At 62.7% G+C, this 16004-nt stretch carries 16 protein-coding genes; 12 read left to right on the top strand and 4 right to left on the bottom strand.

The window, feature by feature from the left end:
* Positions 1–2 precede the first annotated feature (2 nt).
* On the bottom strand, positions 3–425 hold the full coding sequence (locus tag B0G81_RS13745; protein ID WP_134136293.1) for a VOC family protein: 423 nt from the start codon (positions 423–425) through the stop codon (positions 3–5).
* A gap of 220 nt (positions 426–645) precedes the next feature.
* Here B0G81_RS13745 and B0G81_RS13740 point away from each other — a divergent pair, with 220 nt between their 5' ends.
* Positions 646–948, top strand: a complete 303-nt coding sequence (locus B0G81_RS13740; RefSeq protein ID WP_134136290.1) for a DUF4148 domain-containing protein — start codon at positions 646–648, stop codon at positions 946–948.
* A 139-nt stretch (positions 949–1087) separates the two neighbouring features.
* On the opposite strand, the gene B0G81_RS13735 is transcribed toward B0G81_RS13740, so the two are convergent.
* The 3 genes from B0G81_RS13735 to B0G81_RS13725 form a co-directional block, all read right to left on the bottom strand.
* Positions 1088–2275 carry an FUSC family protein gene (locus B0G81_RS13735; protein WP_134136285.1) on the bottom strand — a complete coding sequence of 396 codons (1188 nt, stop codon included), beginning with the start codon at positions 2273–2275 and terminating at the stop codon, positions 1088–1090.
* A gap of 161 nt (positions 2276–2436) precedes the next feature.
* Entirely contained in the window at positions 2437–2868 is a 432-nt protein-coding gene (locus B0G81_RS13730; protein ID WP_134136281.1) for a TerB family tellurite resistance protein, read from the bottom strand.
* A 129-nt stretch (positions 2869–2997) separates the two neighbouring features.
* On the bottom strand, positions 2998–4617 hold the full coding sequence (locus B0G81_RS13725) for an AMP-binding protein (RefSeq protein WP_134136278.1): 1620 nt from the start codon (positions 4615–4617) through the stop codon (positions 2998–3000).
* Between the two features lie 487 nt (positions 4618–5104).
* Between B0G81_RS13725 and B0G81_RS13715 the strand changes: the two genes are divergently transcribed.
* The 11 genes from B0G81_RS13715 to B0G81_RS13665 all read left to right on the top strand — a co-directional run bounded on the left by B0G81_RS13715 (position 5105) and on the right by B0G81_RS13665 (position 16004).
* Positions 5105–6070, top strand: coding sequence for a LysR family transcriptional regulator (locus B0G81_RS13715; protein WP_134136274.1), 966 nt, complete (start codon positions 5105–5107; stop codon positions 6068–6070).
* 165 nt (positions 6071–6235) lie between these two features.
* On the top strand, positions 6236–6727 hold the full coding sequence (locus tag B0G81_RS13710) for a hydroxyquinol 1,2-dioxygenase (RefSeq protein ID WP_134136270.1): 492 nt from the start codon (positions 6236–6238) through the stop codon (positions 6725–6727).
* Between the two features lie 35 nt (positions 6728–6762).
* Complete coding sequence (locus B0G81_RS13705; protein ID WP_134136266.1) at positions 6763–7758, top strand: hydroxyquinol 1,2-dioxygenase; 996 nt, start codon at positions 6763–6765, stop codon at positions 7756–7758.
* A gap of 94 nt (positions 7759–7852) precedes the next feature.
* Positions 7853–9316 (top strand): aldehyde dehydrogenase family protein, encoded by a 1464-nt coding sequence (locus tag B0G81_RS13700; RefSeq protein ID WP_134136264.1) that lies wholly within the window; start codon positions 7853–7855, stop codon positions 9314–9316.
* Positions 9317–9322: 6 nt separating this feature from the next.
* Entirely contained in the window at positions 9323–10381 is a 1059-nt protein-coding gene (locus tag B0G81_RS13695; protein WP_134136262.1) for a maleylacetate reductase, read from the top strand.
* A 40-nt stretch (positions 10382–10421) separates the two neighbouring features.
* Complete coding sequence (locus B0G81_RS13690; protein WP_134136260.1) at positions 10422–11711, top strand: ABC transporter substrate-binding protein; 1290 nt, start codon at positions 10422–10424, stop codon at positions 11709–11711.
* A gap of 17 nt (positions 11712–11728) precedes the next feature.
* Positions 11729–12454, top strand: coding sequence for an ABC transporter ATP-binding protein (locus tag B0G81_RS13685; protein ID WP_134136258.1), 726 nt, complete (start codon positions 11729–11731; stop codon positions 12452–12454).
* Positions 12455–12456: 2 nt separating this feature from the next.
* Positions 12457–13167, top strand: coding sequence for an ABC transporter ATP-binding protein (locus B0G81_RS13680; RefSeq protein WP_134136255.1), 711 nt, complete (start codon positions 12457–12459; stop codon positions 13165–13167).
* Positions 13164–14030, top strand: a complete 867-nt coding sequence (locus B0G81_RS13675; RefSeq protein WP_134136253.1) for a branched-chain amino acid ABC transporter permease — start codon at positions 13164–13166, stop codon at positions 14028–14030. Before B0G81_RS13680 ends, B0G81_RS13675 begins: the two co-directional genes overlap by 4 nt.
* Before the next feature lie 10 nt (positions 14031–14040).
* Positions 14041–15132: a branched-chain amino acid ABC transporter permease gene (locus tag B0G81_RS13670; protein WP_243856438.1), complete on the top strand. Its 1092-nt coding sequence runs from the start codon at positions 14041–14043 to the stop codon at positions 15130–15132.
* Between the two features lie 8 nt (positions 15133–15140).
* Positions 15141–16004, top strand: a complete 864-nt coding sequence (locus B0G81_RS13665) for an intradiol ring-cleavage dioxygenase (RefSeq protein WP_243856437.1) — start codon at positions 15141–15143, stop codon at positions 16002–16004.

Genomic DNA, 16004 nt, shown 5'->3' with positions numbered 1-16004 from the left:
GCTCAGGCCGCCGCGACTCGCGGATCGAAGTCGAACTCGAGCCGGATGCCGCCGGGTTCGAAAATCATTGTGTGCCGCTTCGGGCCGGCACCCAAGGTTTCTGGCGCAAATTGAACTTCGACGCCGGGCCATTTCGACACCTTCGAGAATACGTCCTCGAGCGCTGCTTCACTGCCGACGCGCAGCGCCAGGTGGTGCAGGCCCACGTTCGTTTTGCGGTCGAATTCGACGCGGCCCGCCTGATTCTGGACTTCCCACAGCGTGAGCATCACCTGTCCATCGGACACGAACGCAGCCGGATAGTCCGGCTTCTCGCCAACTTGCGTCCATCCCAGACAATTGATGAAAAAGTCGCGAGTGAGATTCAGATCGCGAACGGTCAAGCCGATGTGATCGATACCAAGTGTCAGCGGTTTCGCAGTCATGTCGAGCCTCCAGGTTGTGGTGGTGATGCTACCGCAGAAGCGCAATGTGGATCGATGGCGCGATCTGATCCCGGTTGATGGAGGCGAGATATTCACTTATGCATTGCGCGCCAATCGTTGCGTGCATTCATGCGCGCCCCGTTGAAGCACAGACTTCATTCGCCACTTCAGACAATTGAGTTTGTTACACGCAGGTCCAACATTTATCGAGGTGTTTGCCATGAAATCGATTATCCGTAGAGTCCTTTTTGCCAGCGCGCTTGTGATTCCCGTTGCGTCGTTCGCTCAGTCGACCGAACACACGACACGTGCGCAGGTCCGTGCAGAACTCGTGCAACTGGAGAGCGTGGGATGGCACGTCGGTGACGGCGATACGACGCACTATCCTGATGAAGTCCAGGCCGCCGAAGCGAAGGTGGCGGCGCGCGATGCATCGACGAGCAACTATGGGGGCGCATCGATTACGTCCCGAGTGGGTGGCAGCGTGTCGGCTGAAGACTGGAACGCAATGTATAGCCGCTGAGCGTTCAATAGGCTTCGAGCGTTTCCGCGAATTGACCATACGACCATCTATCACGGTGCCGCTGACTCGCTGATTGACTACTAGGTGAATGATCGCAATCGAAAAGAATCCCGGTGACAACACCAGATGCGCACGTGTCTCAACGACTCGCATCCCGCGGCATGGGCGGCATGGGTGGCATGTACAGCCGGCCGGTCACGAACATCACCACCGCCAGCACGGCGATTCCGGTGAGAATGCCGGATAGCCGCATGAGCGCAGGCAATGGATCGGACGACCAGTGGTGATCCTGGACGAACACCATGATGAAGGCGATGGTGAATTGCCGCCCCACGTAGCTTGCTCCTTCCTGTCCTGTTTGCACGTGACATCCTGCCCACACGCCGATGGACAGCGCGAGCATGCACAGGATTGCCTGTCCTTGCATCAGAGGGAGGAGCGCCACACCAATCACACCGGCCAGCAGACAGCCGGCCACGCGCTGCACCATCTTTTCCATGACCGGCTGCCGCGTTCCGTCTGCTGCCAGACCTGGCGGCACGATCAGCACCGCGATCGCCGTGACCATTGCTTGCGCGAAACCCGGCAGATGCAGAACGTACGTCAGCAATGCAAGGATTGTGATGGACAGCGCGGCCTGCAAGCACAACAGCATGCGAGTCGAGCGCGCCGATTCCAGTGGCGGCGTCAAATTTTCAGCGGCTGGTACACCGTCGGACTCACCCGCCGCACGAGCGGTTGAAGCCTCCAGTGCCGTCCTGTTCCTTCGATACCACTTCGGCCCGAAATGAAACACGCTCGCCACCAGCAGGCAAGCAAGTGTTCCAACCGCGACCTCGGCGACGCGCAGCGCCGCAAACAATGCGGTCGCCCGGAAGGACGCGAACTTGTGCGCTTCGTACATCACCATGAGGGCCGTCACGCCGCCCAGAACCCAGGCGTAGGTCGCCTTGGACCCGTTGGCGCGATACACCGCGACGGCGCCGATCGCCCCCAGCGCGGGCACGAACACCCACGGACGGTCGCCGATCCACGGCCCGGCGATAGCCCCGAGCGCGGCCCCTATTACCGTGCCGATGATGCGGTGTGCGGCACGCTGCACGGAACCGGCAAAACTCGTTTGCATGACCGCGAAGCCGCTGATTGCGGCCCACCACGTGTCCGATAGGCCCAACGCGTTTGCAAGCGCGACAGAGAGCGCGACCGAGAGCATTGCCTCTGCGGCGAATGTCGCGCGCGCCCGGGAAGCCTTCCAGGCCGCCAGCTCACGTACGAGCCCGAAAACGGCCGTACGGCAGAGCTGAACAAGCGTGCCGGCGAGCGTCATCTATCCGCCGCACTCGAAACGAGAGGCCCAGGCACAATGCGGAAAGACAGCTTGATCCATGTAAAGGAGCCTCCATTTATCGCGCGGCTATGACAATGATGTCGAGCCGTCCTCGCAGCCATGCGGCAGATTATATGGCTGGTGGCGCGAGAGGCCACGCGTTACGCAGCGGACGTGCCCGCTAGCGCAACTTGTCGAACGGGACGGGCCGCAAGTTGCCACGCGTCGCGTAGCAGTCTCAGGAACTCGGCTTCGCGGTAGCAGTGGCGTTGGTCGGCCATGACCGCTTCGCTGCACAGTTCCATGATGTCGCGACGGAGTCGCCGGTCCTGCACATCAGCCGCGAGCCAGGCGAGCGTCGCGGGATCGACCTGACATACGTCGTTCCAATTCAGATAGCCAGACCGCGTCAGGTCTTCGTACAGTGTTTGCACGATCGAAAGCAATCGGTGGCGATCCAACCGCAGGCGCCTTTCCATACCACAGCGGTCGAGCGTGTCGAGTTCAGTGAGGCTGAGATGTCCATCGATTAACAGGCATGCCGCCAGGATGCGGCCTGCTGCCTCGGGACTGTTGCATTGATAGTGACGCATTTGCTACTGCTTTCCATATCGACAAGAACGGGGCGGCGAAATGAACCCTGAGATAGTCCGGGCGAATCGCCGTGACAATTCAGCTAGCCTCACGCGGGCGCTAGCTGAGGAAAACGAATAATGGGTGTGTCATGTGGCGGGTCGGGGGCCATTGGCGGAAGCATTGCGGCTGTCGCCCGGCTGACGGCCAGTGTCGACATTGCCGACCAGTTGCCGCGCGCCGTGGCTCGGCTGCGAGTCGCCTTGCAGTATCGTTTCGATTGCGGCGCGGTCGGCTTTTCCCTGTTCAGTAAGCGGCACGCGATCGGCCACGACGATACGAATCCGCCTCGCGATTAAAGAGCCGAGCGAAATTTCCAGCCTGCGCATGCACCGCGCGACGTTCACCTGCCCAGCGGTCCATGGTTCGATCAGTGCGTCCCATCCGTGTTCGCGGGCACTCTTGTTTGCGGCCAGCGCCACGGCGTAGCGAACGTCAGGTAAGCGGCACAAGACATCTTCTATCTGTGTCGGACCGATCGTCACTCCGTCGATTTCCGCGACGTCGGATGCGCGGCCGAGAACGTGCAGATCGGCTGCTTCATCGATGAAGCCGACGTCGCCGGTCAGGCACCAGCCATGCTGAAACTTTTGTGCCTCTTCGAGCGGCTGGTGGTAGTAACCATCCGCCACGGCGGCCGACTTCACTTCGATGTTTCCGCACTGTCCCGCACCTGCCAGCGTTCCGTCGGCGCGCCGCAAACGTACCTCGACGCCGGGTCGAATAGCGCCCGCGCAAAGCAACAGTTCCGGATTGGCCTCATAGTTAGATGGCGGCAGAATACTGACGACACCGGTTTCGCTTGCACCGTAGAGATGGGTAAGCACAGGACCGAGACGCGCGATCGCGCGTTCCCGCAGTACCGCGGGCGCTGACCCGCCGATGTGCGCAATGGAGCGCAGCGACGACAGGTCGCGCCGGCTGACGTCCGGGTGGTCCATTGTTTCGAACAGCTGAGGCTCGACGAGCAGCACGTCGGTGATACGTTCCGATTCGATCGTCGCGAGCGTCTCGGTGGGATCGTAGCGACGCTTCAAGACGACCGTACCGCCGCCGATGAGCGTCGTGTCCACCAGCACTTGCGACAGGTACGCGAGCGGGCCATTGATAAGCTGGCGCCGGTCCTTGTCGTTCGCCGCGCAGACCATTGCCGAATACGCCGCGAAGGACCGGCGGCTGCATTTGGGCACACCCGTCGTGCCGCCCGACGAGACGACGACCGCGAGGTCATCGGCGCTCAGTGGTCTGCGCAACGGCTGATTCGCGTGCACTTGCGCGAGTTTGTCCAGGCGTGCAGAAGCGGGACCGACGCCGACGAACAGCACGCGGCTCTCGAGCGCAATGGGTATGTCGTGAAGAGTTTCAGGGAAGGCCACGAGAAGCGTCGGTTGGACGCGGGCTAGCAAGGTTGCGTGCCGCCCAGCATTCGTTGATGCAGGCACGAACATCGTCGCCGAACCAAGCAGGTTTGCCGCGTAGCGGATCGCAAGCGCGTCCGGACAATTGGGGGCGAGCAGTGCGACCAGCGAGCCCCGGCCGATGCCGAGCACCGCAAGCGCCCGTGCATAGCGAAAGATTGCCGTTCGCAGGGTACTGCCCGTTACGTCATGGTCGAAATAGCGCAGTACCGCCCGGTCAGAATGTGTTTCCAGTTGATCGAGCAAGGCGTCGGTATACGGCCGAAACGCTGCTTTCTCTTCGTGTTGCATGATTGCTCCGCTTCAGTGATGCGTGATTCGATAGGTGAATCAGGCTGTGCTGAGACGGATTGTGCGTTTGCATAATGAGCGGAGAATTAGCGGGTGTGGGTGCGAGTAGTGGGGCGTTACCTGGGCGGCGCCGCGAGGAATTGATTCTTGAGGGTCAAGGTGGGCAGCTTCGGACGGCGATTGTCGAGCCCGGTCCGTAAGAAAAGCGGTGTGCCGCCGAATTCGCGTTAGCATCTCGGTACAGAAGGGCGACGGCGACGAAGCGCTCGCCGCAGTTAATGCGGGCGCATCGGGTCGGAGTAAGCGCTGAAGCGCCAACTGTGGTCGACAGCTTTGCATGGGACCACAGTAAGCGCTAAAGCGCTAACTGTGGTCGACAGCCTTGCATGGGACCACAGTAAGCGCTAAAGCGCTAACTGTGGTCGACAGCCTTGCATGGGACCACAGTAAGCGCTAAAGCGCTAACTGTGGTCGACAGGAGACAGCGTTGGATCTATTCACGTCGATGGAAGCGTTCGTCCGCGCCGCGGAAGCACAGAGCTTCGCCGGCGCGGCGCGTCAGCTGGGTGTCGCCAAATCGGTGGTGACCTCGCGCGTCAAGCAACTGGAAGACCATTTCGGCGTGCCGCTCTTTCATCGTTCGACCCGGGCGGTGCGCCTGTCCGAACTCGGCGAGACCTACTACCGCGACTGCGCCGAACTGGTCACCAAGGTCCACGATCTGTCCGGGCGCTCGCGCGGCGATCCGCAGGCGCTGGCGGGCACGCTCAATATCCACGTCCTGCCGGGCTTCGCGCTTGGCCATTTTTCGCAGACACTGATCGAATTTCGCGCCGCTTACCCACGCGTGGAATTTGTCGTGACCGTCAACGACCGCGTTATCGATCCGGTTCAGGAAGGCTTCGATCTGGCATTGCAAATCTATCCGCCGGCGTCGAACCTGCTGGTCGAGCGGCGTCTCTTTCCGGTGCGCGGCGTGCTCTGCGCCGCGCCCGGCTATCTGAAGGAGGAGCCGCTGATCGAGACACCGCTTGATTTGCTGCGCCACGATTTCGCCCGCTATTCGTATTACCCGTGGGGCGACAAGTGGCCGCTGATGCGCGGCAACGAGTGCTTCGAAATCGCGCTGAATCCGGTGCTAAAAACGAATAGCGTGCACCTGCTGCTGGAATTCGCGAGGGCCGGCGCGGGTGTCGTCTATCTGCCGACCATGGTCGCCGCCGCCGATCTGCTCGAACGCCGGCTCGAGCGCGTGCTGCCGGAGTACGCGGCGCCGCCGCTGTGGCTCTCGGCGGTGTATCCTGCTTCGCACCGCTCGACCACCAAGGTCAAGGCCTTCGTCGACTTCCTGCGCGCCCGCTATCTGCGCGAACCGCAGTGGGACAGAGCGCTCGGCATCGCGCCGCCCGACGACGAAACGAAAAGCGTCGGCGAGGAACTGTCCGACAGCTGAGACCCGCGTCAAGGCCTATGAGGGTTCGCCACCAGGTAGTTTCCCTGGCGCGATTCCGGCGCACCCAAGGTTCGCGTTTCCCGACCCTCGGAACATTGCTGTAGCGCCTGCCGCCGCTTAATCTTCGATGCAAGCAAAGCATTCGTAGATCAACTGGAGGCAGACATGCAACAAACCTGGTTCGGCAGCCTGGACAACTTTCGGAAAGGCTCCATCGAAATCATCAAGGGCAAACCGGAACATTACGCTATGTCGAATGTATTCGACGTAGCGAGCCGTGCAGAACCCTACGAGAAAGTCGTTGTCGGCAAGAATCTCAAGTACGTGATCGAGACGCTGCGCGCGGAAGGTTCGTCGGCGTGGTTTGCTGCGTCGCACGATGAGTTCGCGGTCGTGCTCGACGGCGAGATCGACATCTATTTCATCAAACCCTCGGATGGCCCGCTGGTCGACGCGCAGACCGAAGGCAGCGTGCGCCTGGAAGGCCAGCCGTCGGGCCAGTCGATGGGCCATGTGCGGTTGCGTCGCGGCCATCAGGCACTGCTGCCCGCCGGCGCCGCGTATCGCTTCGAAGCGAGGACCAAAGGCGTGCTGCTCGTGCAGACGATCCTCGGACGCTATTCGGTCGAAAAGTGGGCCGACATCTGCATCCACTGAATCCCTCTACACGATCGATCCATCCGGAGCCCATCATGGACAAACTCAGCACCCTGCAAAACGTCACCGCGAGCGAGGCCGACGCGGTCACCGGTTATCGCACCTTCTGCCTCGGCGATTTCGAATTCAGCCGCGACGCTTACTTCGCCACCGTCAGATGGCCGGCCAAAGGCCAGATCCGCTCGCACCAGATGCACGCCGACGACTTCCTGCGCGCGATGATGCGCGATGTGGCGTGGGGTTTCTTCTACGGCTGGGTCAACTTCGACGAAGTGATCGGCACGCGCAATCACTACGGCAAAGTCGACATGTACGCCGGCGCATTTAACGCAAGCTTCAAGGAAGCAGGTGTCGATCATACGCAGCAGTTCGACACCCCGCTCATCATGGCGACCTTCAAGGCGATCCTGAAGGACTGGGTCAACGAAGGCTTCGACCCGTTCGCCGCGCCGGAAGAAACCGGCTCCGCGTTCGGCACGAAACACGGCGATAACATTGCCGCGATCGAGCGTACGCGGATCGCCACCAAACGCATGCCGGGCCTGGAAGGCGACTCGCCGTTGCGCGACGAGCTGCCTGTCAATCGCCAGTTTGCCGACGTCGGTCAGGACGAACCTGAGATTCACGCCGAGCCGGGTTTTGAAGGCGCGCTGCATGCGTTCAGTCTTTTTAAATACCTGTCGCGCTCGGACGTGACGTGGAATCCATCGGTCACGTCGGTGTGCCAGCAGAGCCTGTTCTGCCCGACCACTGAGGAATTCGTGCTGCCGGTGTTTCACGGCAACGACCGCGTCGAGTGGTTCCTGCAACTGTCCGACCAGATCATCTGGGACGTCGCCGACAAGGACAGCGGCGAGCCGCGCGCACGCATCACCATGAACGCGGGCGATATCGCCGCGATGCCGGCCGATATCCGCCACAAAGGCTACTCGCAGAAGCGTTCGATGCTGCTGGTGTGGGAGAACGCCACGCCCGATCTGCCCAAGCGTTACGAAAGCGGTGAACTGCCGCCGTATCCGATCCAGATGTAACTCTCCGGCATTCCCCTGATCGTCGATCGGACGGCGCCGGACCGCTGGCGCCGCGGGGAAAGTCGCGTCCAGGTTTTACTTGCTCAGGACTGTCATGCAAACGCAACTCTTCATCGGCGGCCGCTTCGTGCCGGCTGCAAACGGCGAAACGCTCGCCTCCCTCAATCCGCACGACAACTCGGTGATCGCCGAGGTCGCGATGGCGGGCCCGGCCGATGTCGATCGCGCCGTCGCGGCGGCGAAGGCGGCGTTTCCGAAGTGGAGCAATCTCGCTGCGATGGAGCGCGGGCGCCTCCTTCTCAAACTGGCCGACGCGATCGAAGCGAATGCCGATCGACTCGCGCGCCTCGAATCGCTCGATACGGGCCACCCGATCCGCGATACGCGCAATCTCGACGTGCCACGCACGGCAGCCACGTTTCGCTATTTCGGCGGCATGGCCGACAAGTTCGAAGGTTCGGTGATTCCGGTCGAGCAGGGCTTTCTGAACTATATGACCCGTGAGCCGGTCGGCATCGTCGGGCAAGTGGTGCCGTGGAATTTCCCGTTGATGTTCACGAGCTGGAAGATGGCGCCGGCACTTGCCGCGGGCAACTGCGTGATCATGAAGCCCGCCGAACTCACACCGTTGTCGAGTCTCGCGATTGCCGAACTGATGGCCGAAGTGGGCTTTCCGGAAGGCGTCGTCAATATTCTGCCGGGCCTCGGGCATGTTGCGGGTCAGTACATTGCCGAACATCCTGAGATCAGCAAGGTCGCCTTCACCGGTTCGACCGCAGTGGGCCGTAAGATCGTGCAGGCGTCGAGCGGCAATCTGAAGAAGGTGCAGCTCGAACTCGGCGGCAAGGGCGCGAACATCGTATTCGGCGACGCCAATATCGACGCCGTGGTGCAAGGCTCGGCGTTCGCGATCTTCCACAATCAGGGGCAGGCGTGCATTGCCGGCTCGCGGATGATCGTGCATGAATCGATCGCCGACGAAGTGCTCGAAAAGTTCGCCGCATTGAGCCGCACGATCAAGATCGGCGATCCGCTCGATCCGTCGACCGAGATGGGGCCGCTCACTTCGCGTCAGCACCGCGACCGCGTGCTGTCGTTCGTCGATGTCGCCCGCGAACAGGGTGGTCGCGTACTTGTCGGCGGCAAGGCGCCGGACATCGCGGCGTTGGCCAACGGTTGCTATGTCGAGCCGACAATCGTCGAAGCGAAGCCGGAGGATCGGGTCTCGCAGGAAGAAGTGTTCGGGCCGTTCATGACGGTCACCCGATTCCGCACCGACGAAGAAGCACTCGCCATCGCGAACGGTACTGAATACGGTCTTGGCGCGGGTCTGTGGACACGCGATCTGCAACGCGCGCATCTGGTGGCGCGCGAGATTCGCGCCGGCATGGTGTGGATCAACTGCTACAAGCGCGTGAGTCCCGCGTCGCCATTCGGCGGCGTCGGCGCAAGCGGCTACGGCCGCGAAATGGGATTCGAAGCGATGCGCGAATATACACAGCCCAAGTCAGTCTGGGTCAACGTGGATGCGCAGATTCCGCCTTACTACCCGCGCTGAACCACCATGGAACCGTTCATCTATAACGGCTTGCCGTCACGCGTGATTTTCGGCGCGGGCAGTCTTGAGCAGCTCGATCGCGAGATCGGTTTGCTCGGCGCCACGCGGGCGATCGTGCTGTCCACGCCGCAGCAGCGCTCGCAGGCCGAAGCGCTCGCGGCAAGCCTCGGCTCGCGTGCGGCGGGCGTCTATGCCGAAGCCGTCATGCACGTGCCGGTCGAGACCGCACGCGCGGCACGCGACTTTGCCGCAAGCGTCGGCGCCGACTGCGCGATCGCGATAGGCGGCGGTTCCACGACAGGACTCGGCAAAGCGATCGCGCTGGAAACCTCGCTGCCGATCATCGCGATTCCGACCACGTATGCAGGCTCGGAGATGACGCCGATCTACGGCCTCACCGAGAACGGCATCAAGAAGACCGGCCGCGATCTGCGCGTGTTGCCGAAAACGGTGATCTACGATCCGGCATTGACCGCGTCGCTGTCACCCGCATTGTCGTTGACGAGCGGCATCAACGCGATCGCCCACGCGGCGGAAGGGCTCTACGCGCAGGACGCGAATCCGATCATCAGTCTGATGGCGGAAGAGGGTATTCGCGCGCTCGGCCAAGGGCTGCCTCGCGTGATGCAACAACCGGAAGACCTCGCCGCGCGCGGCAATTGCCTGTATGGCGCCTGGCTATGCGGCGCGGTGCTCGGCAGTGTCGGCATGGCCTTGCATCACAAGCTCTGCCATACGCTTGGCGGCACCTTCAATCTGCCGCACGCTGAGACACACACCATCGTGCTGCCGCATGTGCTCGCCTACAACCGTGCGGCAGCGCCCGAGGCGATGAAGCGTATCGCGCACGCATTGCACGCCGACGATGCCGCACAAGCCGTGTTCGATCTCGCACGCGACCACGGTGCGCCGACGGCGCTGAAAGACATCGGCCTGAGCGCAACCGATCTCGATGTCGCACTCGAGCTCGCCTTAAAGAACCCGTACTGGAATCCGCGGCCGGTCGAGCGAATACCGCTGCGCGCCTTACTCGAGGCCGCCTTCGACGGCCGACGGCCGGACTAGCGCGCTTCCCTCACTCATACAAAAAATTCAGGAGACAACCATGGACTCACATACTTTCGATGCGAGGCGCCGCCGCTTTGTCAGCCTCGCGGCAGGCGGTGCGCTCGCCGCCACGACCTCGGCGTTCTCGCCGCTCGTTTTCGCGGCCGGCCCGCGCACGCTGAAAATCGGCTATGTATCGCCGCAAACGGGGCCGCTCGCGCCATTCGGCGAGGCGGACCGCTTCACGATCCAGCAGATGCAGACGGCGCTGAAAAACGGCATCGTGATCGGCGGTAAAACGTATCCGGTGTCGATTGTCGTCAAGGACAGCCAGTCGAATCCGAATCGCGCCGGCGAAGTCGCCAATGATCTGATTCTCAAAGACAAGGTCGACATCATGCTGGTATCCGGCACGCCGGAAACCGCCAATCCAGTGAGCGACGCATGCGAGCTGAACGAGATGCCGTGCGTTTCGACGGTAGTGCCGTGGCAGCCGTGGTTCTTCGGCAGAAAGGGCGATCCGAAGAAGGGCTTCCGCTTCACCTATCACTTCTTCTGGGGACTGGAAGATGTGATCACTGTCTATACCGGCATGTGGCAGTCGGTGCAGACCAATCACAGCGTAGGCGGTCTTTTCCCCAACGACGGCGACGGCAACGCCTGGGGCGACGCGAAGCTCGGCTTTCCGCCGGTGCTCGCGCAGAAGGGCTTCACGCTGAAGGACCCGGGCCGCTTCCAGAGCATGACGCAGGACTTCTCCGCGCAGATTTCCTCTTTCAAGCAGTCGAATGCGCAGATCGTCACGGGCGTCGTGATTCCGCCCGACGCCAAGAACTTTCTCGTTCAGGCGCGTCAGCAAGGTCTGAAGCCCAAAGTCATTTCGATCGGCAAAGCGCTGTTGTTCCCGACCTCGATCGAAGCGCTCGGCAATCTCGGCGACGGACTCTCCACCGAAGTGTGGTGGTCGCCCTCGCATCCGTTCAAATCGTCGCTGACGGGGCAAAGCGCGCGGCAAGTCGCCGACGACTACGAGCGCGTCACCTCGAAGCAATGGACTCAACCAATCGGCTTCGCGCATGCGCTATTCGAAATCGCCGTCGACTCATTGAAGCGCGCGAAAGACGTCGACTCGAACGAAGCGATCCGTGATGCGGTGGCCTCGACGAAGCTCGATACGCTGGTCGGTCATGTCGCGTGGGGCAGCGGTCCGGTGAAGAACGTCGCGAAGACGCCGCTTGTCGGCGGCCAATGGGTGAAGGGTCAAAAGCATCCTTTCGATCTCGCCATCGTCAACAACCAGCTCGCGCCGAGCGTACCGCTGTCCGGCCCGCTGAAGCTGATCGCTTGAACCCAACGCGGAGAGCAATGATGAACCCTGTGCTCAGACTCACCGGCGTGTCGAAGCGTTACGGCGCGTTGCAGGTGACCGACGACATCAGCTTCGCGGTCGAACGCGGCGAAACCTACGGCATTCTCGGCCCGAACGGCGCCGGCAAGACCACGCTGTTCAACCTCGTCAGCGGCGACGTGCGGCCTGATCAGGGCAGCGTCGAATTCGACGGCGCCGGTGTGAATCACCTGCCGCCGCATCGCCGTTGCGCGGCGGGGATCGGCCGCTCGTATCAGGTGCCGAGGCCGTTCGGCGGAATGACTGTGTTCGAAAACCTGCTGGTCGGCGCCACCTTCGGCGGTGAACTGACCGGCCACGCCGCCTACGACGTCTGTGTCGACGTGCTCGAACGCACCGGCCTCAAGGCCCGCGCCAACCAGTTGGCCGGAACGCTGGGGCTGCTCGACCGCAAGCGCCTCGAACTGGCTCGCGCGCTCGCGACGCAACCGCAACTGCTGCTGCTCGACGAGATCGCCGGCGGTCTCACCGAACCTGAAACGCACGCCCTTGTCGACGAGATTCGGCGCGTCAAGGAGCGTGGCGTGACGATCGTGTGGATCGAACATGTTGTGCATGCGCTGCTCGCGGTGGCCGACCGGCTGCTCGTCATCAACTTCGGCAAGCGGCTCGCGGAAGGTCTGCCTGCTGCCGTGATGGACGACCCCGAAGTGCGGCGCGTGTATCTCGGACTGGAGGCTTGACCATGTCGGCACTATTGGAAACACGCGCGCTGAGCGCGTTTTACGGCGACTTTCAGGCGCTGTTCGGCATCGACGTGACGGTCGCGCCGGGCGAAGTGATCGCGCTGATCGGGTCGAACGGTGCGGGTAAATCGACCTTTCTGAAATCGGTGGCGGGCCTGCTGCGCCCGCGCAATGCCGGGCAGATTCTGTATCGCGGCGAGCCGATTGGCGGGGCGGCGGCAGCGAGCATCGTCGGCAAGGGCATTGCGTTGGTGCCGGAAGGGCGGCGCCTGTTCGCGAGTTTGACCGTCGAAGAAAACCTGTTGCTTGGCGCGTTCAGCAAGCGGCCGGGACGCTGGAATCTGCAAAGCGTCTATGCGCTGTTCCCGGCGTTGCGGGAGCGCCGCCATCACGCTGCCACCGCGTTGTCGGGCGGTCAGCAACAGATGGTGGCGATCGGCCGCGCCTTGATGAGCAATCCCGATCTGCTGATGTGCGATGAACTTTCGCTCGGTCTCGCGCCGGTGATCGTCCGCGAAATTTATGCGGCGTTGCCCGAGATCGTCGCGCATGGCATGAGCGCGATCGTCGTCGAACAGGACGTGCAACTAGCGCGCCGCGTGTCGTCGCGTTTTTATTGCTTGCAGGAAGGGCGCGTTTCGTTGACCGGCGTATCGGCCGAGGTATCTGACGAGGCGATCACGCAGGCGTATTTCGGGGTGGCCGCATGAACACGTTTATCAATATCGTCTTGCAGGGCGCGCTGTTGGGCGCGCTTTACGGGCTCTTCGCGATGGGCCAGTCGCTGGTGTTCGGCGTGATGCGGCTCACCAATACCGCGCATGGCGACTTCATCGTGCTGCTGGTGTTCGTGCTGTTCGCGTTGACGAGCTTCGCCCATCTGCCGCTCGCCGTCGCGCTGGTGCTGTTGCTCGTGATCGCGTTCGGCGCGGGCTATGGCGTGCAGTTCGCGCTTTTGAACCGCGTCAGCAGCCGCGATCCGCTGCCGTCGCTGATCGTCACGTTCGGTCTGTCGATCGTGATTCAGAACGTGTTGCAGCAGATTTTCTCGGCGGACCCGCGCTCGATTGCCACCGGCAGTTTCGAGTCGCGCAGCATCACGCTCGCGGGCGGCATCACGCTCGGCTATCTGCCGCTCGTCACGCTGGTGGCGACGGTGGCGCTGGCCTTCGCGATGCAGTGGCTGTTCGGCCGCACGCCGCTTGGCCGCGCGTTTCGCGCCACCTCGGACGATCGCGAGATCGTGCAGCTGATGGGTGTCTCGTATCGCCGCACCTACGCGCTGGCGATGGGCATCGCCTTCGTGCTGATCGCGGTGGCCGCGGCGCTGTATTCGATGCGCACGGCAGTGTCGCCGACCGATGGCCCGGCGCTGCTGCTGTATGCGTTCGAGGCCGTGATCATCGGCGGCATGGGGTCGTTCTGGGGCACTTTCGTGGGCGGCATGGCGCTTGGCATTGCGCAGCAGGTGGGCTTTTACTTCGATCCCGGCTGGGGCATCTGGCTCGGCCACGTGGTGTTTCTCGGCGTGCTGGTGGCGCGGCCGCAGGGCTTGCTGCCCAAAACCGCATAGAGGCTTCGTCATGACCATGCAATTAAACCAGCCCGCAGCGGGCTTCGAGGTGCGGCGCGCGACGCGTGCGAGCCGCGTGGCGGTGATCGTGCTGCTGATCGTCGCGCTGGCGGTGGCGAGCGCGCCCTGGTGGGCCGGACGCGATGCGATGCGCGACTTCGTACAGTTGGCGTCCTACCTGGTATTCGCGTTGATGTGGAACCTGCTGGCGGGTTATGGCGGGATGGTGTCGATCGGCCAGCAGGCATTCTTCGGCATCGGCGGCTACGGCATGCTGATTCTCGCCAACTACTGCGGCATCTCGCCGTTTATCGCGGTGCCGATTGCGGCCGTGATTGCGACGGTGGTGGCGATTCCTGTGTCGATGGTGGCGTTCCGCCTCGAAGGCGGCTACTTTGCGATCGGCACGTGGGTGATCGCCGAAGTGTTCCGGCTCACGGTGGCAAACGTCTCGGTGCTCGGCGGCGGCTCGGGCACGAGTCTCACCGCATTGCAGGAGGTACCACGCGCGCTGCGCGAATCGCTGACGCTGTGGCTCGCGCTCGCTATCGTCGTGGCGGCGATTGGCCTGCTGTATCTGTTTCTACGCTCGAAAGCCGGTCTCGCGCTCACTGCGATGCGCGACAACGCGGTGGCCGCCAGCAGCCAGGGTGTGGACGTGAAGCGCGCGCGCCTGATCGTCTATCTGGTGTCGGCGTGCGGCACCGCGTTGGCGGGCGGCCTGTACTTCATCGGCAACCTGCGCATTTCGCCCGACGCCGCGTTCTCGGTGAACTGGAGCGCGTTCGGTATTTTCATCGTGATGATCGGCGGGCTGGGCACGCTCGAAGGGCCGATCATCGGCGCGCTGATCTTCTTCCTGCTGAACCGGTTCCTGTCCGATTTCGGCAGCTGGTATCTGATCGGCCTCGGCGCGCTGGCGATCGTCGTGACCCTGTTCTTTCCGCAAGGGCTGTGGGGCTTCGTCTCACACCGCTACGGCCTGCAACTCTTCCCCGTGGGCCGGCGCGTCGTGTTTCGCGACGCCGGTCCGTCTCAACAACGCTCGCCGGACGGCGCGTCGGATTCGCTCAACGCGGGCTCGGCGGCGCACCGCGCATGAGGCCAACCATGAACGATAAGACCATTCATCCATTGACGCAGAACGTGCTCGACACGTTCGCCGATTGCACCGATCCACGCCTCAAGCAGATCATGACCGCGCTGGTTAGACACCTGCATGCTTTCGCCCGCGAAGTTGAACTGACCGGCGACGAATGGCTTCGCGGCATCGAGTTTCTGACAGCCACGGGCAAAATGTGCAAAGGTATCCGCCAGGAGTTCATCCTGCTGTCGGACACGCTCGGCCTGTCGATCATGGTCGATGCGATCAATCACGGGCGCGGCGGTGTCACCACCGAAAGCAGTCTGCTCGGCCCGTTCTATCGCGAAGGCGCGAAGGAAGAAGAATTCGGCGCCAACATCGCCCGCACGGAAGGCGAGCCGACGCTGATTCATGGCCGCCTCGTCGATGAGCGCGGCGCGCCGGTGGCCGGCGCGTTGATCGAGGTGTGGGAAACGGCGAACAACGGCATGTATGAAGGCCAGGATCCCGACCAGCCCGAGAGCAACCTGCGCGGCAAATTTCGCTCGGGGCCGAACGGCGAATACGCGTTCAGGACCATCAAGCCGACCAGTTATCCCATTCCGACCGACGGCCCGGTCGGACAGATGCTGATGGCGAGCGGGCGTCATCCCATGCGGCCGGCCCACATCCATTTCCTGATCGTTGCGCCCGGCTACGAGACGCTGATCACTGCGCTGTACTCCGAGGGCGATCCCTACGTCCACTCCGACGCGGTGTTCGGCTCGAAGCCGTCGCTCGTGATCGACTACGTGCCGAACCACGACGCAGCCGCCGCAAAAGAGTGGGCGCTGCCGAGTCCGTTCTTCGAAGTACAGCGCGACTTCGTGCTGTCCGATCATCACGCATAA

Source organism: Paraburkholderia sp. BL6665CI2N2, from assembly GCF_004366535.1.
GTDB lineage: Bacteria > Pseudomonadota > Gammaproteobacteria > Burkholderiales > Burkholderiaceae > Paraburkholderia.
This window is presented reverse-complemented; position numbering and strand designations above follow the sequence as displayed.